Raw genomic sequence first — 19650 nt, forward strand, 5'->3', positions numbered from 1 at the left:
CTCGTCAGGATTTTTACGAACGCGATAGCGTGACTGCATGTCAATCGCATCTGGTTCTCACGGATTCAGTCGTTACAGTGTCGAGCCTGATACGTCTTGGTTTCACACAGATGTGTCAGGCAGCCAGTATCTAACCATAAGTAGACAACGTAAAAAATATGTATCAGATACATATTGCGTAATTTGGTCTAACGACTTAAACGTCTGCCGAAAAATTTAGATAAAAAAAAGTACCTATCTATCTAATATAAAAAAAAGGTACGGTGGGGCACACCGGAACCTGGATCTGAAATGATCTAAACGCTCGGGGAGATTTGTCCTCTACTCTTCCTGGTTCCGGCTGGCCCACGCAAGACGAGTCGTTGATCCAAGAATCCCCGTTCTTATAGGACGGGGAGTGTCAAACCGTCAAATACTGGAAAAAAAGACTATTTCATTAACAATTGCGGTTGATCTCGATGAAGGTAAGGATTCAGCTATCAGCTATCAGCTATCAGCTATCAGCTATCAGCTATCAGCTGACGGCTGACGGCTGAGGGCTGATTGCTTACTGATGAAGTTTAGCGATCGCATTTTCAATCAACTCAACTCCTTGCTCAACCGTCTCTATTCTACTGAGTTTCTGACGCAATTCCCCTGCTCCAGGAAACCCTTTCGCGTACCAACTCATGTGTTTCCGGGACTGATAAATACCCCGCTCCCCCTTATAGTGCCATAGACCTTGTAAATGCTCCTTAGCACATTCAAGCAGTTGTACGGGTGTGGTTGGGGGTAACAGTTGTCCAGTTTTCAGGAAATAGTCTATTTCTCCGACTAGAAACGGATAGCCCAGGGTTCCCCGAGAACACATTACCCCATCAGCACCGGTTTTTTCCAAGCAGCGCACTGCTGCATCGACGGACAAAATATCCCCATTAGCAATCACTGGGATAGACAGCACATCTTTTACCCGCTTAATCCATTCCCAGCGAGCCGAGCCATTATACCCTTGGTCACGAGTACGGCCATGGAGGGTCAACATCTGAGCCCCGGCATCTTCCATACGTTGGGCAAATTCTACCGCATTGATCTCCTGATTAGTCCAGCCAATACGGGTTTTGACTGTTACAGGTACCTCCACTGCCTTGACTACTGATCGTACAATTGCTTCCGCCGTTTCTGGATCTCGCAGTAAGGCAGACCCGCCACCATTTTTAGTAATTTTATTAACAGGGCAACCCATATTGATATCCACAGTATCTGCCCCTTCTGCCACTGCCCTTTGTGCTGCTTGAGCCAGAAAGTCCGGGCGACAGTCGAATAATTGGATACTGATCGGTTTTTCTAATGGGTCTACCTCCATAATCTTGGGCAATTCTCGGAGATACTTTAACTGGCTAGCATGAACCATTTCGGTATACATCATCGACTCAGTGGCGTAGCGACGCACTAGGCGACGAAATACCAAGTCGGTTACTCCAGACAGGGGTGACTGTAAAACCCGGCTGTTGACCTCAACCGAGCCAATTTTAAGGGGTGACGCTAACCGTTGCTGTAATTGTGGAGATAGAACTGGCATGCTTATCCTGTTGTTTCGGTCGTGATCACCTAATAGCATTTTTCAATTGGGTGAGGTACAAGGTTATGGGTTTTAGGGAGCAGGGACTGAGGCCGTAGGCCACGCGGGGCGCGTTCGGAGCAGGGAACAGGGAATAGGGAATAGGGAACAGGGAATAGGGAACAGGGTAAAAATATGTGTACCTCATTACTATGAGAAAAGCGCTAATCTGTATTTGATCAGTCTGGGAAAACTTTTGTGCTTCTTCAACTCTTGTACAAACGGCGATCGCTTCTGTATTTTCTAATAAGAATCAAAGAATAGAGCTAAATCTCAACAACTCTGTGACTTTAAGAAGAAAGCGCGATCGCAATCTCCGAGAGTGACAGAACACAGATATAGCGCTGATCATACTTAGCTGATCATACTTATAGCAGTACTTATAGCAGTACTTAATTATGACTCCCGATCTCCCCACAGCTTCCGACTCCCGACTCCCAGATCCGCTGTTCCCGACTCCCTATTCCCTATTCCCTATTCCCTATTCCCTATTCCCTATTCCCTATTCCCGACTCCCTATTCCCTATTCCCTATTCCCTACTCCCTACTCCCTACTCCCTACTCCCTACTCCCTACTCCCTACCCGGTTTCAGTTTCCTCCACTACTCTCAAGACGGCAAACACAACTGATTTTTTACGGTTCACACCAATCCCAACAGCAGTTAATTTTCGTAAATTAGACACAGGCAAGGCAAGAAAAACGGATAAGGAAAAAAGCAGACATGGGTTTTGACCATAGCAGTCCTAATTGAAACGTGACGGAAATCAGAACTCTGGGTGGATTCTTCCCCAACTTCGGTGATCTTCCCTATGTTCCGACTATCACACCTAATCGAAAATGGCGCTGATTAACCATAACTTTTTTCTTTCCTGCTGCCCCTTGACCGAGAAAATCAGTAGATAATCGGTTATCGAAGAGGGGAGTTTGTTCGCGTAGCGTGGCCTTTGGCCAGGGTAAAATTCATCCCCGTCCTCTTAGGTCGGGGATGAATTTTACCCTCAATGGCGTTAATAAACGAAAAAACTGGGTATCAATCCTACCCGGCTACCCCCGGAACGAGGGAAAGTTACGCCCATGGAGTTAACAGCCACTTAGTTGGTTGTGCCTGGGAATCCCCATCCTCTTAGGTTGGGGAGGTTCAATCAATAGAGAACCGTCCCATCTTAGGTTCGGGAAACCACCCTTCATTAGACTGGCAAATAAAGTTCAGTATAAATAATGGTAATCCAACCGATGGTATAAAAACTGGCAACGGTTATTCCTTGAACCAATCTGACGGATCCTTCTCTAATCCTCTCCTACCCTACCAGTATTTGTAGTTATAGGCACCCGGAACACTCTTATGGCAAAAGTTGTTGGAATTGACTTAGGTACAACAAACTCCTGTGTAGCAGTAATGGAAGGTGGTAAACCCACGGTTATTGCTAATGCAGAAGGTTTTCGGACAACCCCTTCAGTCGTAGCTTATGCCAAAAATGGCGATCGCTTAGTCGGTCAAATTGCTAAGCGTCAGGCGGTGATGAACCCCGAAAACACTTTTTATTCAGTCAAACGCTTCATTGGACGTAGATACAGTGAAGTCACCAACGAGGCTACCGAAGTATCTTACAAAACTCTCAAGGTTGGTGATAATGTCAAGCTAGATAGCCCAGCTCAAGGAAAGCAATTTGCGCCAGAAGAGATATCAGCTCAGGTGCTACGCAAGCTGGTTGATGATGCTAGCAAGTATCTTGGGGAAACCGTTACCCAAGCGGTAATTACTGTGCCAGCTTACTTCAATGACTCCCAGCGTCAAGCTACTAAGGCAGCGGGTAAGATTGCTGGTGTTGAAGTGCTGCGGATTATCAACGAACCGACTGCAGCGTCTCTGGCTTATGGTTTAGACAAGAAGAGCAACGAAACTATCCTAGTGTTTGACTTGGGTGGTGGTACCTTTGACGTCTCCATTCTAGAAGTAGGTGACGGGGTGTTTGAAGTGTTAGCTACCTCCGGTGACACTCACCTCGGTGGTGATGACTTCGATAAGAAAATTGTTGATCACCTAGCCAAAGAGTTCCAAAAGACAGAAGGGATTGACCTACGTAAGGACAAGCAAGCTCTACAACGTCTGACTGAAGCCGCAGAGAAAGCCAAGATTGAGTTGTCTAGCGTTATGCAAGCTGACATTAACTTGCCTTTCATCACGGCTACCCAAGAAGGGCCTAAGCACCTGGATATGACCTTGACTAGGGGTCAGTTTGAAGATATTTGCTCTGACTTAATCGACCGTTGCCGCATTCCGGTAGAAAATGCTATCAAGGATGCCAAACTCGACAAGAGTGCCATTGATGAGGTGGTCTTGGTTGGTGGTTCTACTCGGATCCCTGCAGTGCAACAGGTGGTCAAGAAGGTACTTGGCAAGGATCCTAACCAGACCGTTAACCCCGATGAAGTGGTAGCGGTAGGTGCTGCTATCCAAGGTGGTGTATTGGCTGGTGAAGTCAAGGATATCCTACTGTTGGATGTCACCCCCTTGTCCTTGGGTGTGGAAACTCTCGGTGGCGTGATGACCAAACTGATTACCCGTAACACCACTGTCCCCACCAAGAAGTCAGAAACCTTCTCTACTGCTGTGGATGGTCAGACCAACGTAGAAATCCATGTTCTTCAGGGTGAGCGGGAAATGTCCTCTGACAACAAGAGCTTGGGAACTTTCCGATTGGATGGAATTCCCCCTGCACCCCGTGGCGTGCCTCAGATTGAGGTAACCTTTGATATTGATGCCAACGGTATCCTTAATGTTACCGCTAAGGACAAGGGCACTGGTAAGGAACAGTCGATCAACATTACTGGTGCGTCCACCCTATCCGATCAGGAAGTAGACCGGATGGTGAAGGATGCTGAAGCTAATGCAGAGGCTGACCAAGAGCGTCGTGAGAAGATTGACCGTAAGAACCAAGCTGATTCTCTGACCTACCAGGCCGAGAAACAGATTAAAGAACTCGATGATAAATTGCCAGCAGCTGATAAGGAGAAGATCGAAGGGTTGATCAAAGACCTGCGAGAGGCAATTACCCAAGAGGATGATGAGAAAATCAAGACTCTGACCACTGAGTTACAACAAGCTCTCTACAGTGTTAGTGCTAACCTATATCAACAAGCTGAGGGGGCTGCTCAGCCTACTGATGCTGGCGCACCAGGTCCTGATGCTGGTGCTTCTAGTAGCTCTGGTGGTGATGATGTCATTGACGCTGAGTTTTCTGAAAGCAAGTAGGGGTTTGGTAATAGTTAATGGCTAATAGCTAATGGCAGAAAATCCTAAAGGTTAGTCTATCTCTGTCTAAAGTGTAATTAAGGTTGATGAGTGATAAAATGCTCATCAACCTTTTGTTTATTGGATTTTAGGGAGTAGGGAGTAGGGAGTAGGGAGTAGGGAATAGGGAATAGGGAATAGGGAATAGGAAATAGGGAATAGGGAAAAAAATTCTCACAATTACGACACGGATTGCTATATGATAAATTAGTAGCTAAAGTCTAGGCAAAAGGCAAAGGGCTAGAGGGAATAGTCGTCAGTTAGTAGAGTTTATTAAAAATAGGGTTATCAGTACTTTTGGCCAAATTAGTAAATCTTTAAAGTAGTTTATATGTGACATTTTTAAACCATAAAAAATCCAACTTAAATAAACTTTTGCCTCTTGCCTCTTGCCTCTTGCCTCTTGCCTCTTATGAATTCCCGATTCCCGATTCCCTACTCCCTACTCCCTACTCCCTACTCCCTACTCCCTGCTCCCTAAAAACCTTACCCAACTGAAAACCCTATTGTGGATAAACAAACGATTGATTCAATTCAATACCTCCGCTACCAAGCTGCATCTTTGCTAGTTTATCAATCAGTATTGAGTGAAGGAGTAGGTTTAGCGTTTTTGAAACTATTAGAAGCTATGGTGAACAGTGATGTGGATGACATCAGTTGTTTAAAAGCTTATGGTGACTGGTTTCAAGGGTTAGCTAACAAAAACCAAAGTTGGCAAGATTATCTGTTTAGGAAAATCCTGAGGGCTGATAATTCCTTTACCAGGCAAGTTCAAGGTTCTGAATTAGAAACATTACCACCAGCATTGGTAGAGGCAGCTCGTCATGACTTACAAGCTTTAAAAAATATCTATAATTGCAGCAGTAAACAACTTTGTAAGTGGGTCAAAAGAGCATCTGTTTTACCAGTTGAACTGGTGCCTTGGAATTGTGAGTCAAGTCAATCCAGGTCGGGAGCTGACCAGAGTGATAAACGTACTCGATGGCAAACTGATCTACAAGCTAAACTAAACAATTTAGAGAATTGGGCTGATGGCTTGGAGGCGATCGCGGCATACTATCGAGAATTTGGGACTGGAATTTTTGCTGACTATCAGGGGTTTCGTTGGCAATCCGGTCAGTTGTTTGGTATTGCCAATCCAGATCCGATTAGACTCAGTGAGCTGGTGGGCTATGAATTGGCGCGGACGCAATTGCTTAAGAATACAGAGTTTCTGCTGAAAGGCTACCGAGCCCTGAATGTATTACTTTACGGTAGTCGCGGTTCAGGTAAGTCTTCTTTGGTCAAGGCGTTGTTAAATGAATACGGTGAGCAGGGATTGCGAATTATTGAAGTCCCGAAATCAGAGATGATTGATTTACCGGTAATTACCGAGCAATTGCGAGACCAGCCTCAAAAATTTATTATCTTTATCGATGATTTATCCTTTGAAGAGGATAATGATTCCTACAAAGCCTTAAAGGTAATGTTGGAAGGGAATTTAACGGCACGACCTGACAATGTTGTGGTTTATGCTACCTCTAATCGACGACACTTGATTCGAGAATTCTTTGATGACCGTCCCCGTCCTAGCAATGAAGAAGTCCATGGTTGGGATACGGTTCACGAGAAACTCTCGTTTAGCGATCGCTTTGGCTTAACCTTAACCTTTGAGAAAGCTGACCAGAAAACCTACTTGAAGATTGTCCAACATTTAGCTACCCTAGCCCAAATCCCCCTTGAGCCTAGTGAAATCAGACGTCGTGCCTTACAGTGGGCAATCCGAGCCAATGGTTTCTCTGGTAGGACAGCACGACAGTTTATTGATTTTTTACACGCAGAGGAAGTCGGGAGTCGGGAGATGTAGGAGATGTAGGGTGGGCAGTACACAGACCGATTAACTCAGCTTGCTAATCCTGTAGCTAGCTACTGCCCACCTAGTCACAATCAATTCATTCAACTATCTTGATTTGCTATTATATCACACTTATCACATTTATTATAAAAATCGCCTTATTTCTTGAATCAACTTCCCCGACTCCCGATTCCCGATTCCCGATTCCCGATTCACTACTCCCTACTCCCTACTCCCTACTCCCTCTATTATCATCAATTTTCCATAGGAAAAGCCCCTGGTCGCACGGTGATTAATTTGGTCTTACCGTTACGAAGCACTTCCACCTCTAACTGGGCACCAACTTCTGAGGCTTCTACACCCTGCTGAACCTCAGTGGCATTTTTAACTGCTTTCGACGCAACGGTTTTAATGATATCTCCTGATTTGAAACCAGCTCTCTGGGCGGGGGAGCCTGGCACCACCCGGACGATTAAAACCCCATCATCTTGGTTGACTTTAATGTCAAAGTTTTCGTCGAGATTAATTTTTTCTCTCAACTCTGGGGTCAAGGTCACCATCTGAATGCCTAGGTAAGGATGCTCAACTTTACCTTTAGAAAATAGTTGATTAGCAATCCGTTCCGCAGTTTCCACGGGGATAGCAAACCCTAAGCCTTGGGCATTGGCTCGAATAGCGGTGTTAATCCCAACCACTTCACCAGTGGCATTCAACAAGGGACCACCAGAATTACCAGGGTTAATGGCGGCATCAGTTTGGATAAAGCTGACCCGTTTTTCAGGAACCCCGACTTGGGAACTGGAGCGCCCTAAGGCACTGATGATACCGACGGTTACAGTATTATCTAAACCGAGGGGATTACCAATAGCGATCGCCCATTCTCCTGGGGTCAAATTCTCAGCTTTACCCAAGTTGACTGTGGGCAAGTCCGTTGCTTCAATTTTGACTACGGCTACATCGGTGACTGGGTCAGTGCCCACCACTTGACCGTCAAAGCTGCGACCGTCTTTTAGGGTGACTTTAACCTCTTCTGTGCCTTCTACAACGTGGGCATTGGTAATCAAGCGTCCATCGGAGCTGAGGATAAACCCAGAGCCGGTGCCTTGCTCGATGCGCGGTTGTGGCATGGGCAGGTCTTCCCCAAAAAAGCGCCTAAAGAAGGGATTTTGGAAGGGTTGTGGGATATCCCGTGATACTTGACGGGCTGCATCGATTCTCACCACTGCCGGACCTACTTTTTCTACCGCTTTAGCAATGAAATTCAGGTTTTTCTGGGGTGTAACTGTTGATCGTTGTGGCGTGAATGGTTGTAATACTGCTGGAACGATTTGTGGGCGTCTGATTACCTCTTGCTCTGCCATGAGATAGCGACTACCCAAAACCCCTGCACCTCCGCCCAAGCCCAGCAATGTCAGATAAACGGTCAGCTGCTTTAGGGATAAACTCATGGTTCTCGTAATTTCACTAATTGCTTTTGGGGTCTGTATACTTACACTTTACCGAAAAAAGCGGGTTTAAAGCCCCGTCCTTCCAAAACGGTTAACCTTATGCTATCGTAGTTACTAGTGATCGACACAGATCAAACATGATTGTCTACGAGATGAAGCTGCAAGGAACAAAGTCCCAGTATAGGAGGCTAGATGAAGCCATCCGTACTGGCCGTTTTGTTAGGAACAGCATAATCAAATCCTGGATGGACGGTCAAATCAAAAGTCGCAAGGATGCTTATAGCTACTGCAAGGTGCTGTCAGATAGTCCTGAGTTCCCTTGGGTAAGTAAGCTCAACTCAATGGCTCGACAAGCACAGGCAGAAAGAGCCTGGGCATCAATAGAACGGTTCTATAGGAATTGTCGCCAAAAACTTCCCGGGAAAAAAGGCTTTCCAAAGTTTAAAAAATACCAAGTTAGAGCATCTGTTGAATATAAAACCTCTGGATGGAAACTATCGGAAGACAAACGTTATTTAACGTTTTCAGACAAGTTTCAGGCAGGTACATTTAAACTCTGGGGAAGTCGAAATCTACACTTCTACCAACTGAAGCAAATTAAAAGAGTACGAGTAATCAGAAGGCATGACGGGTATTATGCTCAATTTGTGATCGACCATACTAGAGAGGAGAAAAAAGAACTCACAGGAAAACAAACCGGGCTAGATGTTGGACTTAATTATTTCTACACAGATTGTTCTGGCACACAGATAGAAAATCCTAGGTTCTTGAGAAAAGATGAAGGCAAAATAAAGAAGTTGCAACGTCGTTTGTCAAGAACTCAAAAAGGAAGTCAGAATCGTAAAAAAGCCAGAAATAGATTGGGTAGAGCGCATCTCAAGGTTTCACGCAGACGTAACGATTGGGTTTGCAAGTTAGCCCAACACGTCATCCAGTCTAACGACTTGGTCGCGATTGAAAACCTACGGATAAGAAACATGCTTAAGAACCACAAACTAGCTAAGTCAATTAGTGACGCTGCATGGTACAGATTTCGAGAATGGTTAGAGTATTTTGGTAGAATCTATGGGGTTCCAGTTATTGCTGTCGAACCTGCATATACCTCCGTTGACTGCTCAAATTGTGGAGAGCAAGTTGTCAAAACTCTCAGCACTAGAACCCATCGATGTCAACATTGTGGATATGTTGCAGACCGTGATAAAAATGCTGCAATCAACATTCTTAAATCTGCACTTCATAAGCTATCAAATACCGTCGGGCAGACGGAAATTAACGCCTCCGGAGAGATTGATCTCTGCTTAAGTGGGGAAACCAGCTTAAGTAAATCGACTCTAAGAAAGAGGAAGCCCAAACAGTGATGTTTGGAATCCTACGGGTCACGCCGGGGAGGGTGTCAATGAAAAATGTGAAGTGTTGACCGAAGAATATTTTGGAGTTACGTGAAATAGCTGGTGGGGCGGGGGTATGGGGTGTGGGAATAATATAGGGTAATATTCTATTGTAGCGCTTTTGATAGGATTTTGGTAAATAGAGCTATTGTTTCGTTGTTGGGTTGAGAATGCGATCGCGTAGCGTGACCAAAGGTCAATCGCTTCCTGTCAATTACAATTGCTTTTGATAACTGATCAGTTTTATGAATAAATCGCGCCAAATCACCCAATTTATTCCGAAAATACCTCAAAAATTAGGTATTATTAAGGATATCGCGCAAAATTTGGAGATTATTACGAAACTTTACAGTGTGAGGATGATCTGACCCTAAGTTCCGTTCTGCAATCTCCAATGCCTGGACAAAGAGGGGTTCCGCCTTCTCGTACCGCCCCTGATAATGGTAGAGTAATGCCAGGTTGTTGAGAGTTTGGGCTACATCGGGATGCTCCTCACCCAGCAGCTTCTTTGTGATCTCCAAAGCCTGTTGATAGAGGGGTTCGGCCTGATCATAGCGCCCCATTGACTGGTAGAGTAATGCCAGATTGTTGAGACTGGCAGCCACCGAGGGATGGTGGTGACCCAGCAGCTGCTTTTTGATATCCAAAGCCTGTTGATAGAGGGGTTCGGCTTGAGCATAGCGCCCCATTGACTGGTAGAGTGCAGCCAGGTTGTTGAAACTTTGGGCTACATCGGGATGGTTCTGACCCAGCCGCTGCATTCTTATCTCCAAAGCCTGTTGATAGAGGGGTTCGGCCTGATCATAGCGCCCCATTGACCAGTATAGTAAACCCAGGTTGTTGAGACTGGTGGCCAGATTGGGATGGTGGTGACCCACCAGCTGCTTTAACAGCTCCAAAGCCTGTTGATAGAGGGGTTCGGCCTCATCATAGCGCCCCATTGACTGGTAGAGTGATGCCAGGTTGTTGATACTGTTGGCCACATCGAGATCGTCGTGACCCAGCAAGTGCTTTCTCATCTCCAAAGCTTGTTTTAAGAGGGGTTCGGCTTGATGATAGCGCCCCATTGACTTGTAGAGTAATGCCAGGTTGTTGAGACTGGTGACCACATCGGGATGGTCGTGACCCACCAGCTGCTTATATAGCTCCAATGCCTTTTGATAGAGGGGTTCGGCTTGATGATAGCGCCCCATTGACTTGTAGAGTAATGCCAGGTTGTTGAGACTGGTGACCACATCGGGATGGTGGTGACCCACCAGCTGCTTTCTCATCTCCAAAGCTTGTTGAGAGAGGGGTTCGGCAAGATCATAGCGCCCCATTAATCTGTAGATTTCTCCCAAGTTGTTGAGAATTGCTCCGACATAGGGATGGTCATCACCCAGACGGCTTCTAGTTATCTCTAAACATTGCTGATACCAGGGTTGAGCCTGGTCATAGGTACCTTTACCGAGATAGAATTGTGCCAAAGCACCAAAGAGCTTTATTAAATCTTCATCCCTCAGCCAGTCAGTTAGGACTGTGGCCGTTTCCTCTAAGTGAGGGATGACGGTGGTGAATACGGCAATCTGATCGCGAGTTGGTCTGTCGGGAATTTCCTGGGCTACAGCTACCATTGTTCGACAAAAGCTTCGCTTGTAGCTATCGGCCTCTGGTAATTGAGCCAGCTTGGTCAGGAAAAATTCTCGAATTAGTTGATGCAAGCGATAGGTTTGCACTTCAGTCAGTTTCAAGAGATTACGATTGACCAGAAAGCGATTGGCCGTAGGCCACGCTTCGCGAACGCGTAATTCTTCTAATTCTTCTTGTTCTTCTTCCCAGTCATCTTCATCTTCAGTTTCGATAACACAAGACTCTACCAGGAACCAATCAAAAGGAGCTTGAGCAAACAGACTCAAACGACATCCCAACTGCTGGGCTTCTAGTGGCAACTCCTGCCAGGATAACTCAAACGCTGCTGCTACTCCCAACTGGGCTGTCATTTGCCCTTGTTCTTCTTGAGAAAGTAATGCCTTTGCTGCTAATTTCTTTTTCTCTAAACGTTTCTGAACCTTAGCAATGGTTACACTCGGATGTATATCTAAATATCGTCCTACTAACTCCAACCCCAAAGGCAAATAACCCAACCATTCACATAAGGCTTGTGCTTCTGTTAGTTCTTTCTCAATGCGCTCTTTACCAACAAGGGTACACAATAATTCCAATGCTGCTTCTGGGGATAATACATCCAAGTCAATTCGTCGGTAAGAAGCTCCTGGACGCTGACGACTAGTGATCAGTACTTTGAATCGAGATTGGGCTGGAGGTAAGTAGGGTTCAATTCTCTGTTTATAGTCATTGCCGAAAGAAAGAACATCATCCAGCACGATCAATACTGTTCCTTCTGGCCAATTTCTCCAGCAGTATCTTACCTGGTCGTTGAATTCTAGTTGATCTGGAATGTTTAATCCTAATTCCGTACGCGCAAAACTAACAAGTTGAGTCCCGAGATCTGCACCGCGCACTTGCAACCAGCACAAACCCCCAGGGTAATTTTCCTGATATTTCAGAGCATATTGTAGAGCTAACTCGGTTTTGCCAACACCGCCCATTCCGGCAATTGCACAAATTGCTAGTTTATCGGTCTGTTGAAGTTCCCGATGGAGCTGCTCAAGTTGATCTTGTCTCCCCACAAAGTGGGGAGTGCCACGATTAGTAATGTTAGTAGGGGGATTTAATTTTGTCCGTTCCCGGTCGGACGACTTCAGCTAATCAGACCCTTGATGAATATGCATCTCTTGAGCAACATAATTAGTACCACCCTCAATATTGTCAATATTGTTTTGTAAACCTTTACCGTTGTCATTAATATTCATAGTATTGCTGCTGTTGTCGTGTATCTTCCCACTATTAATTTCTTGAGCGATTGCCTGAATTTCTTTAGCAAACTCTGGTTGTTCATTCATAACCACTTTCAAGTAATCAGCCACTCGTTCTAAATCACTCGAAGAGCCTTTTTCAACCAGGGTAAGAGCATTTTCAGCTTTAGGATTATTCCGTAACTTGTCCCAGACCATTTTACGGAGCTTATCCATCTTGGCGATTGCCGCTGCGGTGAAATGTTTGGCTAACTCCCCAGCTCCAGATTCCAGAAACTTCTTGAAAGCCAGAGTAGCGATCTCTGTTGCTGAAAGTATTACTAGTGCCATAAGCCAATAGAATTAAGCTGCTGTATACCAACCAATATATATAACAATAAGTCTAACAATATTTTCTAAATATGATTAGATTTTAATCAAAAAATATAACGGATTAAAATCTTTTTAAAGAATCTCATAGATTAGATTTTAATCAAAAAATATAACGGATTAAATTGTCATCAAATAATCTCAAAGAGTGTTTTGAGCAACAGATATGCTCAGGATAGCATTTTCCACGAGATCATTAACCCTAATGTTGATTTATAGTCACACCAAAAACTCCTCACTACTCTTGCCTCTTCCATTTACTCGTAAAAAAATGCGATTCTCTGAAAGAGACCCTACGGGATTGAACGTAGGTCAGACTACGCGATTGACCAAAGGTCACGCTAAAAGCGAACGCATTCCCAAATTCCCCTCTTTTCCCTGTTCCCGATTCCCGATTTCCGATTCCCGATTCCCGATTCCCGATTCCCGATTCCCGATTCCCGATTCCCAATTCTTAATTCTCAATTCTTAATTCTTAATTCTTAATTCTTAATTCTGTACAATTTATTTCAATATACCCTCAGAAAATCAATTATAAAATTCCTTGACAAAACAATTTATAATCGTTATTATTATAGTATAAATGTCAAACAAAGGTTTTAACGATGACTGAAGAGTTTATCCCAAACGAAAACAACAATCCTGAAGAGATTACTCCCGCTAATACTCCTCAGGAACCTTCTCAAAAAAAATACCCAGTTAAGCACATTTTAAAAGGGTCACGTAAGGCAATAATCAAAACCATGCATACCCTTTATGCGCTGCGTTACGCGGAAATCTCCGAGTGGAGCCCCCTTCAGCCCACTGGCATCCCAGGAGAATTCATCACGATGATGACCAAGTACCTGATTATCGATTAAACTAATTTAGGGGGGGTAACCCCCCTGGCCGAAACATTAGGTCTCATGACATGGGATTGTGTTTAGGTTTGGTTGAAAAATTGTAGTCATCATTAAAACCTCTAGCCGTGGAAATTATTTCTGCGGCTATTTTTTTTTGGAAGTTGAAGAATTAAGAATGTAGAATTAAGAATGTAGAATTAAGAATGTAGAATTAAGAATGTAGAATTAAGAATTGAGAATTAAGAATTGAGAATTATAAATTCGTAAGCATTCACCTATCACCGATCAGGCTATGAGCTACGGGCAGGCTAGTGATCGGTGGTATCAGCGAACAGCGATTAGCGCTACGCGCACGCTACGCGAACAGCTTTCCGCTTTCCGTTAAAGTCTGACGCCTGAATGCTTACCTAAATTCTCAATTCTTAATTCTCAATTCTTAATTCTCAATTCTTAATTCTCAATTCTTAATTCTTAATTCTTAATTCTCTCTGTTTCCTTTCCTTGATAAGCTTTAGCGGAAGCTCTCAGCCAAATGAATGCTCCGGTAGCGAAGGGAATTAGTAGGAAAAGGGTACCAAATGTCAGGGGATGTTCTCTTACATATTCGCTGTAAACCATCACTGCTATTGCTGAGCCACAATAAATTAACCCACACAGGGGAATAGCAATAACTAGTAAAGCAAATTTAGTATCTTTATCCATGGTAGTTTGACTAGGTTTTATTTTTTTATGTAAGCAATCAGCTGTCAACCGTCAGCTGTCAGCATTAGGCTGAATGCTTACCTTTTTATAACACTTCTGAATTGGGTAAGGAACTTTTGTGTTGCCTTGTAGGGAGTAGTGACTAAGGCCGTGGGCCACCGCGAACGGAGCAGGGAAGGGGAAACAATTGAGAACTGCCATAGATAGCGATAAATCGTCAAAAAAACGGCAGTCATTTGACTACCGTTCTATTGATTGCTCCTTTGAGCTTCCCTTATTACAGGGTATTGTTTATCTCGACTTTACCTTTGAAAAGGTTAAAAATGTATTCGCGACTGTTTGTTTGTGAAAATCTTACTTATAAAACGTCAAGGTTCCAAGGCTTGATACTTCCACAACACCCTCTTTATTGACATAGGAACGGACGCCCCCCATCTGGAGCTTGTTGCCGTCTAGGTAGGCACCTGCCCATGTATCACGAATAGCATAAGGCCAACCAGAAGGCCGTTCTTGTAAGGTGAAACTTATCGAAAAAGGAGCGGTGTCGCAACACCGACCCTTCTCCTGATTAGTGACCCAACCGAAATTCCCGATATTACCACTTTTGCTAAATGCTCCTACAGGACTGTAAGTCGTCGTATAAACAGCGGTGATTCGACCAATGCTTGAATCTTTATCGGTAATCTGGATTGTGAAGTTGTTGTCTTCAGAAACGTAGGTTCCGAGTTCAGGTAGTTTGCTGGCAAAAGCTACTCCACCGCTAAAAAGTATGATCACGGCTAGAGCAAAACTCAAACAAAGTGTGTAAATACGATTCATTTTTGGTTTTTTCCTTTGAAATACTAAAAATTGATTGGTAACCGTTTTTTAGATATTTGGTTACCATCTCTGTACTTGGGAGCAGATGAAAGGTAAGCATTCAGCATTCAGCATTCAGCAGTCAGCTTATTTTATTCAAAAGCACCTCAAGGTGGCACTTTCCCCATAAACACCTCAATTAGTGTGAGCCTAGCGCATTAGCTGTTCGCGTAGCGTGCGCGTAGCGCTAATCGCTGTTCGCTGTTCGCGTAGCGTGCGCGTAGCGCTCAAGCTGATAGCTTTAGTACAAATGCTCTGAATAAGTGATCTGCATCACTGGCATGCTCCCTCTGTACTTTACTAGATCTAGTGGTTCATTTGACAATGAATCACTTCCCCTCAGTACTTTACTATGATGTTGCTCGTTTCTGCAACGGATCAGTTTCGATTTTCCCCAACACATCGATAAAGCTTATAACTGTATTGACCAGCCCACTTTCGAGAGCGCTTTTCTCGAAAACATTGCTGAGATTCTAGGTCAATTTTGGTACGGAAATTGACTAACCATAAGTCTAGTGGTCGTGGCAATTCCATTAATTTTTGTTGCAATTGTTTGACAGAATCCTCGTAACTGGAACTATTCCGGTCACGATCTACTAAGAAAAATTGGGGAAAATCCCTGGAATTATCATTAGAACCATTAGCAACAGCCATACCTTTCAATCCCCAAGCTAATCCCATCATGCGCCCGGTCTGTCCATGGTGTTTGTAGGTCGTTGCGATCGCAACCGGTGCTTCACTTGCTTCGTTAATAATAGACACTAATAGATCCGGGCGTTCGTTTTGAAGATAACCAAGATTCGAGACTGTCACTAATCCACCCAACAGCCCAATCAACCATACCGCTACAACTATCCTTCTGCCAAAGTAAGACTTATAGCCTTTTTCAGATGAATTGACCTCACTGCCTTTAGCTGCAAGCCCCCTAAATCCCCATCTGTCAAAAAGCGAAGCATCCGCTAATTCCCCCCAGAATTGGGGGGTTAGGGGGGCGGAATTTGCTGTATACCCTTTGTCATCCCGATCAGGTACATCGGATTTTGTTCCATTTCCCTGCTCCCTGTTCCCTATTCCCTCCTCTTTCCCCCCCTTATTAAGGGGGGTTAGGGGGGATCCCAGCTCTGTCCGCTCCTGATTAAGACTTCGGTATTCTTTCCCCCCCTGATCAAGAGGGTTCCTGCTCCCTGTTCCCTGCTCCCTGCTCCCTGCTCCCTGCTCCCTGTTCCCTATTCCCTGTTCCCTATTCCCCACTATCTGATTCCAACAACCACCTAAGCTTGCTGCCACCAAGAGGATCACTGCTGGAAAGTAGACGAAGTGAAAACGAGGGGCTGTGCTTAAATCTATACCGAAACCCCAGGTCAAGACTAAACATAACCCAATTGCTGCTAAGACATACTCCCTTAGGATTGTGAAAGCGAAACGGTTATGGTGATCGAGTTGCTGCAATTTCAGTCCATAGCGGAGATGGGATACTATCCAAATCACCAGGATTAACGTAACTATACCGGAAACAATAATAATTTCTAGGGATAGGTCATAGAAAGAAGAAGGTAGCAGTAACACCATACTGAACAGCCATAGTAAGAATCGTCCTATGGGTTCAATCCATCGTGCGATCGCATTTTGGCTATAAATCCATTGGGTAGGGGGACTATCATGAATCGCTTGTAAGGCCGGTATCCACACTAAACATCCGGCTAAGGAACCGATAGCTACTCCATAAATCCGCCACCAGTAAGGTTTGATCAAAGCTAGTCGGTCTTGCTGAGTTTGTCGCCAAGCTTGTCCGAATAATGCGATCGCTTCCGCACCTAAAGTCAGGATAAAAAAATAATGGGTAGCAATGCCCAGACTATTCACTCCCACCCACGCTAACCCTAGCCAACTAGGCAACCGTTCACCACGGTGGATTAACTCTACCGCTTTCACCAAGCAACCCAGAGATGCTATCACTAGCAAAATAGCCAGAGTATAATGACGAGCCTGTTGAGCGAGGAAAATCCCGAAAGGAGAGACAGCCATCATTGCTGCTGCTATATGACCTACCAATAGTGAGCGAAAGGCCAGCCGACCTAGGCAAAAGATAGCAGGAATCGAGATTACTCCCAATAAAGCAGAAAGCGATCGCACTGCCCAAATGGAAACCATACCATCCTCTAATCGGAATAGTTTCAACCACAGATGAGTCAGAGCAAAATAAACTGGGGGATGGGTACTTTCCGTTAATAAATAATGAATAACATTACTAATGCCAGCCTCAGCAGACGGTTGTAGTGGGCTTAATAGCGTTTCTACTCCCATAAACTGATTCAGAGGTAACGAGTAAAAACTGTTGCCCAAGCTAAATACTGTTGTCGCACATTCATCAGTCCAAGGAGGTAAAACCCGTAGACCAGCAAAGCGCAGCAAAGCCCCAATTGTAATCCACAGCAGCAGTAATAAAGCGGTTTGGGATTTTTTTAAGTACATAAAGGAAAGGGAGTAGGGAGTAGGGAGTAGGGAGTAGGTAACAGGTAATCGGGAATCGGGAATCGGGAATCGGGAATCGGGAATCGGGAATGATTTAGCTTAGTAATTTAAAATTTTTAGCAATTATTATTGACTCTTATTTCAAGGTTTTTTGTTTAATACAAAACGTATTAAACAAGGCATTTTTATTGAAATGAAACAGTTATAATTAACCCTTATTTTTAATAATTTATATAACGTTTTTTAAGCTGATCAGCTACATTCAATTTTATTACCCCGACTCCCGACTCCCGACTCCCGACTCCCGACTCCCCATCTCCCCATCTCCCCATCTCCCCATCTCCCCATCTCCCCATCTCCCCATCTCCCCATCTCCCCATCTCCCCATTTCCCTACTCCCTACTCCCTACTCCCTACTCCCTGTTCCCTATTCCCTTAACGACTAAATAACCGTAAAATTATCCACATTACCAGAGTAGCGATCGCACCAGTGAGAATACTCCAGGCAAAAGCTGGTGTTACTATAAAGATACTATTATTATCAGGGGGTTGTTGTTTAACTAGGACAGTAGCGGTAATGCTACTGGTTGCTACTCCCACACCAGCCAGAGCAATGCTTTGGTGTAAGCTGCGATTACTCTGAGTTTGGTAAGTTTGGGTCATGCCATCTACTGTCCGAATTAGATTTTCTAGTAAGGTTAAACCAGACTTTAATCTGCCATGCTCCATCTCCAATTGTTGCAGATATTGGCTAGCTGCTAAATCCCTAAACTCTCCCAGAATGTGCCAATCACTCCGTTGATAAACCTGTTTTAATTTAATCAATCGTTGTTGGTAATCTTCGATATTGGTTTTAATGGTTTGGGTTTGGGAATCCAGCCTCCCTAAATTAGTAGCATAACGAGACAATAGGTTGAGATTATTGCTTAGTATTTCCCTTAATTTTACTGTATTTTGGGGTAACATACTGATCTGATCAATAGTACTTTTAACTGAGACTAGATCAGCTTTAAGTTCTGCTAGTGGTCTGTTAATTTCACCATAAGCCCAAAGAATTTTGTTACGATAATACAATAGGTAAATTAAGTCTATATAAATGCCAGTAATGGTGTCGATGATAGAATCAATAGACCGCTTTTTGGGAAACAACCAGATTAACAAATGATGGTTGTGCTTGATCGCTTCTGGCTCTGACCAATCGGCGGGAGGACGCCAAAATTCAAATAAAGTCCCCCCTAGCACTTTGCCTTGGGCTTGGAAGTCTCTTGACCAGTCGGATTGAGACACCAGTTGCTTGTAGCATTCTAGGGCAATTTGTGTCGGGTCTTGATCACGGTCACACAGTTGACCCCACATGATCCAAGTTTGACCAATTGCTCCAGGTTGGTGATTGATGTGGGCAAGAATTTCCCCTTGGATTTTCTTAATATTTGTAATGGGTTGGGGGGAATGGTTGGATTGTCTGATACCATCAGCATAAACTCCGGAACAGTTGACCTGAAGGGCGTAAGTGTTACCAATTTGGATAGGGTAGTAGTAGCCTTCCAAAGGACGCTCGAAATGCTTGACCACATCAGCACCCAATAGTTCCACCAACCTAGATTCTGAGCGTTCTGCCTGTTTGAGCTTAGCCAGTAAGGTGGGCTCTAGGATCAGGTCTGATTCATCACCCTCGGGATGACCATAGATTCTTTGCCAGAATCGTTCACGGTTGTGATCAATAATTTCCGGGTCTTGCCCTAGACCTTCCCGTAGATCGTAGAGGAATAGGTCAAGATTAGGGTATACTATTTTGCTTAGGTCAGACATTGGCTTACCCTTTCATCAGGATAGTAACAAGGATAGTAACACTGTCACCTATTCCCAACCCTCTCATGAAGTGTAGCTAAGCGCCACCCTACGGGGAAACAGCTAGCCTCTATGCTAGAAAAGAAAAGAATCATCTGGTATCAGGTAAGGTATTCCCGATTAAATTTGCCTATCGCTGGTAGC

Annotated in this window: 19 protein-coding genes; 8 read left to right on the forward strand and 11 right to left on the reverse strand. The window is 44.4% G+C overall.

Annotation, left to right across the window (positions count from 1 at the left end):
- Positions 1-547: 547 nt before the first annotated feature.
- Positions 548-1558, reverse strand: a complete 1011-nt coding sequence (dusB, locus tag F6J94_RS05255) for a tRNA dihydrouridine synthase DusB (RefSeq protein ID WP_293037671.1) — start codon at positions 1556-1558, stop codon at positions 548-550.
- Positions 1559-1583: 25 nt separating this feature from the next.
- Entirely contained in the window at positions 1584-1745 is a 162-nt protein-coding gene (locus tag F6J94_RS05260; RefSeq protein ID WP_293037674.1) for a hypothetical protein, read from the reverse strand.
- Positions 1746-1995: 250 nt separating this feature from the next.
- Between F6J94_RS05260 and F6J94_RS05265 the strand changes: the two genes are divergently transcribed.
- From F6J94_RS05265 to F6J94_RS05285, 5 genes are all read left to right on the forward strand, one after another.
- On the forward strand, positions 1996-2277 hold the full coding sequence (locus F6J94_RS05265; RefSeq protein ID WP_293037677.1) for a hypothetical protein: 282 nt from the start codon (positions 1996-1998) through the stop codon (positions 2275-2277).
- A gap of 663 nt (positions 2278-2940) precedes the next feature.
- Positions 2941-4851, forward strand: a complete 1911-nt coding sequence (gene dnaK / locus F6J94_RS05270; protein ID WP_293037681.1) for a molecular chaperone DnaK — start codon at positions 2941-2943, stop codon at positions 4849-4851.
- A gap of 372 nt (positions 4852-5223) precedes the next feature.
- Entirely contained in the window at positions 5224-5388 is a 165-nt protein-coding gene (locus tag F6J94_RS05275; protein ID WP_198953976.1) for a hypothetical protein, read from the forward strand.
- Positions 5389-5398: 10 nt separating this feature from the next.
- A complete protein-coding gene (locus F6J94_RS05280) occupies positions 5399-6736 on the forward strand; it encodes an ATP-binding protein (RefSeq protein ID WP_293037684.1) in 1338 nt (445 codons plus the stop codon).
- A 98-nt stretch (positions 6737-6834) separates the two neighbouring features.
- Entirely contained in the window at positions 6835-7020 is a 186-nt protein-coding gene (locus tag F6J94_RS05285) for a hypothetical protein (RefSeq protein ID WP_293037686.1), read from the forward strand.
- Here F6J94_RS05285 and F6J94_RS05290 read toward each other — a convergent pair.
- Positions 6979-8172, reverse strand: a complete 1194-nt coding sequence (locus F6J94_RS05290; protein ID WP_293037689.1) for an HhoA/HhoB/HtrA family serine endopeptidase — start codon at positions 8170-8172, stop codon at positions 6979-6981. The genes F6J94_RS05285 and F6J94_RS05290 overlap by 42 nt on opposite strands.
- Before the next feature lie 137 nt (positions 8173-8309).
- On the opposite strand from F6J94_RS05290, the gene F6J94_RS05295 reads away from it, so the two are divergent.
- Positions 8310-9530 (forward strand): transposase, encoded by a 1221-nt coding sequence (locus F6J94_RS05295; RefSeq protein ID WP_293037692.1) that lies wholly within the window; start codon positions 8310-8312, stop codon positions 9528-9530.
- A gap of 137 nt (positions 9531-9667) precedes the next feature.
- Here the strand turns inward: F6J94_RS05295 and F6J94_RS05300 are convergent, their stop codons facing one another.
- From F6J94_RS05300 to F6J94_RS05310, 3 genes are all read right to left on the reverse strand, one after another.
- Positions 9668-9853, reverse strand: coding sequence for a hypothetical protein (locus F6J94_RS05300; RefSeq protein WP_293037695.1), 186 nt, complete (start codon positions 9851-9853; stop codon positions 9668-9670).
- Positions 9854-9856: 3 nt separating this feature from the next.
- Positions 9857-12229, reverse strand: a complete 2373-nt coding sequence (locus F6J94_RS05305) for a tetratricopeptide repeat protein (RefSeq protein ID WP_293037698.1) — start codon at positions 12227-12229, stop codon at positions 9857-9859.
- 75 nt (positions 12230-12304) lie between these two features.
- Complete coding sequence (locus tag F6J94_RS05310; RefSeq protein ID WP_293037701.1) at positions 12305-12745, reverse strand: hypothetical protein; 441 nt, start codon at positions 12743-12745, stop codon at positions 12305-12307.
- A 283-nt stretch (positions 12746-13028) separates the two neighbouring features.
- Between F6J94_RS05310 and F6J94_RS05315 the strand changes: the two genes are divergently transcribed.
- On the forward strand, positions 13029-13256 hold the full coding sequence (locus F6J94_RS05315) for a hypothetical protein (RefSeq protein WP_293037704.1): 228 nt from the start codon (positions 13029-13031) through the stop codon (positions 13254-13256).
- A gap of 133 nt (positions 13257-13389) precedes the next feature.
- Positions 13390-13644, forward strand: coding sequence for a hypothetical protein (locus F6J94_RS05320; protein ID WP_293018227.1), 255 nt, complete (start codon positions 13390-13392; stop codon positions 13642-13644).
- A gap of 453 nt (positions 13645-14097) precedes the next feature.
- On the opposite strand, the gene F6J94_RS05325 is transcribed toward F6J94_RS05320, so the two are convergent.
- The 5 genes from F6J94_RS05325 to F6J94_RS05345 form a co-directional block, all read right to left on the reverse strand.
- Positions 14098-14328: a hypothetical protein gene (locus F6J94_RS05325; RefSeq protein WP_293037707.1), complete on the reverse strand. Its 231-nt coding sequence runs from the start codon at positions 14326-14328 to the stop codon at positions 14098-14100.
- Between the two features lie 354 nt (positions 14329-14682).
- Entirely contained in the window at positions 14683-15147 is a 465-nt protein-coding gene (locus F6J94_RS05330; RefSeq protein WP_293037710.1) for a hypothetical protein, read from the reverse strand.
- A 417-nt stretch (positions 15148-15564) separates the two neighbouring features.
- The gene (locus F6J94_RS05335) at positions 15565-17658 is read right to left on the reverse strand and encodes a glycosyltransferase family 39 protein (protein WP_293037713.1); all 2094 of its coding nucleotides are present in this window, start codon (positions 17656-17658) and stop codon (positions 15565-15567) included.
- 221 nt (positions 17659-17879) lie between these two features.
- Positions 17880-18014: a hypothetical protein gene (locus F6J94_RS05340; RefSeq protein ID WP_293037716.1), complete on the reverse strand. Its 135-nt coding sequence runs from the start codon at positions 18012-18014 to the stop codon at positions 17880-17882.
- A 79-nt stretch (positions 18015-18093) separates the two neighbouring features.
- Positions 18094-19467 carry a hypothetical protein gene (locus F6J94_RS05345; protein ID WP_293037719.1) on the reverse strand — a complete coding sequence of 458 codons (1374 nt, stop codon included), beginning with the start codon at positions 19465-19467 and terminating at the stop codon, positions 18094-18096.
- Positions 19468-19650: the final 183 nt, after the last annotated feature.

Source organism: Moorena sp. SIO1F2, assembly GCF_010672755.1.
Taxonomy (GTDB): Bacteria; Cyanobacteriota; Cyanobacteriia; order Cyanobacteriales; family Coleofasciculaceae; genus Moorena.

What these genes read in the sequence shown, in the direction of transcription:
- dusB (WP_293037671.1), bottom strand. Translation starts at nt 1,558, where the DNA reads ATGCCAGTTCTATCTCCACAATTACAGCAACGGTTAGCGTCACCCCTT.
- F6J94_RS05345 (WP_293037719.1), bottom strand. Translation starts at nt 19,467, where the DNA reads ATGTCTGACCTAAGCAAAATAGTATACCCTAATCTTGACCTATTCCTC.
- F6J94_RS05335 (WP_293037713.1), bottom strand. Translation starts at nt 17,658, where the DNA reads ATGTACTTAAAAAAATCCCAAACCGCTTTATTACTGCTGCTGTGGATT.
- F6J94_RS05265 (WP_293037677.1), top strand. Translation starts at nt 1,996, where the DNA reads ATGACTCCCGATCTCCCCACAGCTTCCGACTCCCGACTCCCAGATCCG.
- dnaK (WP_293037681.1), top strand. Translation starts at nt 2,941, where the DNA reads ATGGCAAAAGTTGTTGGAATTGACTTAGGTACAACAAACTCCTGTGTA.
- F6J94_RS05310 (WP_293037701.1), bottom strand. Translation starts at nt 12,745, where the DNA reads ATGGCACTAGTAATACTTTCAGCAACAGAGATCGCTACTCTGGCTTTC.
- F6J94_RS05260 (WP_293037674.1), bottom strand. Translation starts at nt 1,745, where the DNA reads ATGAGGTACACATATTTTTACCCTGTTCCCTATTCCCTGTTCCCTATT.
- F6J94_RS05340 (WP_293037716.1), bottom strand. Translation starts at nt 18,014, where the DNA reads ATGGGGAGATGGGGAGATGGGGAGATGGGGAGATGGGGAGATGGGGAG.
- F6J94_RS05290 (WP_293037689.1), bottom strand. Translation starts at nt 8,172, where the DNA reads ATGAGTTTATCCCTAAAGCAGCTGACCGTTTATCTGACATTGCTGGGC.
- F6J94_RS05330 (WP_293037710.1), bottom strand. Translation starts at nt 15,147, where the DNA reads ATGAATCGTATTTACACACTTTGTTTGAGTTTTGCTCTAGCCGTGATC.
- F6J94_RS05325 (WP_293037707.1), bottom strand. Translation starts at nt 14,328, where the DNA reads ATGGATAAAGATACTAAATTTGCTTTACTAGTTATTGCTATTCCCCTG.
- F6J94_RS05320 (WP_293018227.1), top strand. Translation starts at nt 13,390, where the DNA reads ATGACTGAAGAGTTTATCCCAAACGAAAACAACAATCCTGAAGAGATT.
- F6J94_RS05295 (WP_293037692.1), top strand. Translation starts at nt 8,310, where the DNA reads ATGATTGTCTACGAGATGAAGCTGCAAGGAACAAAGTCCCAGTATAGG.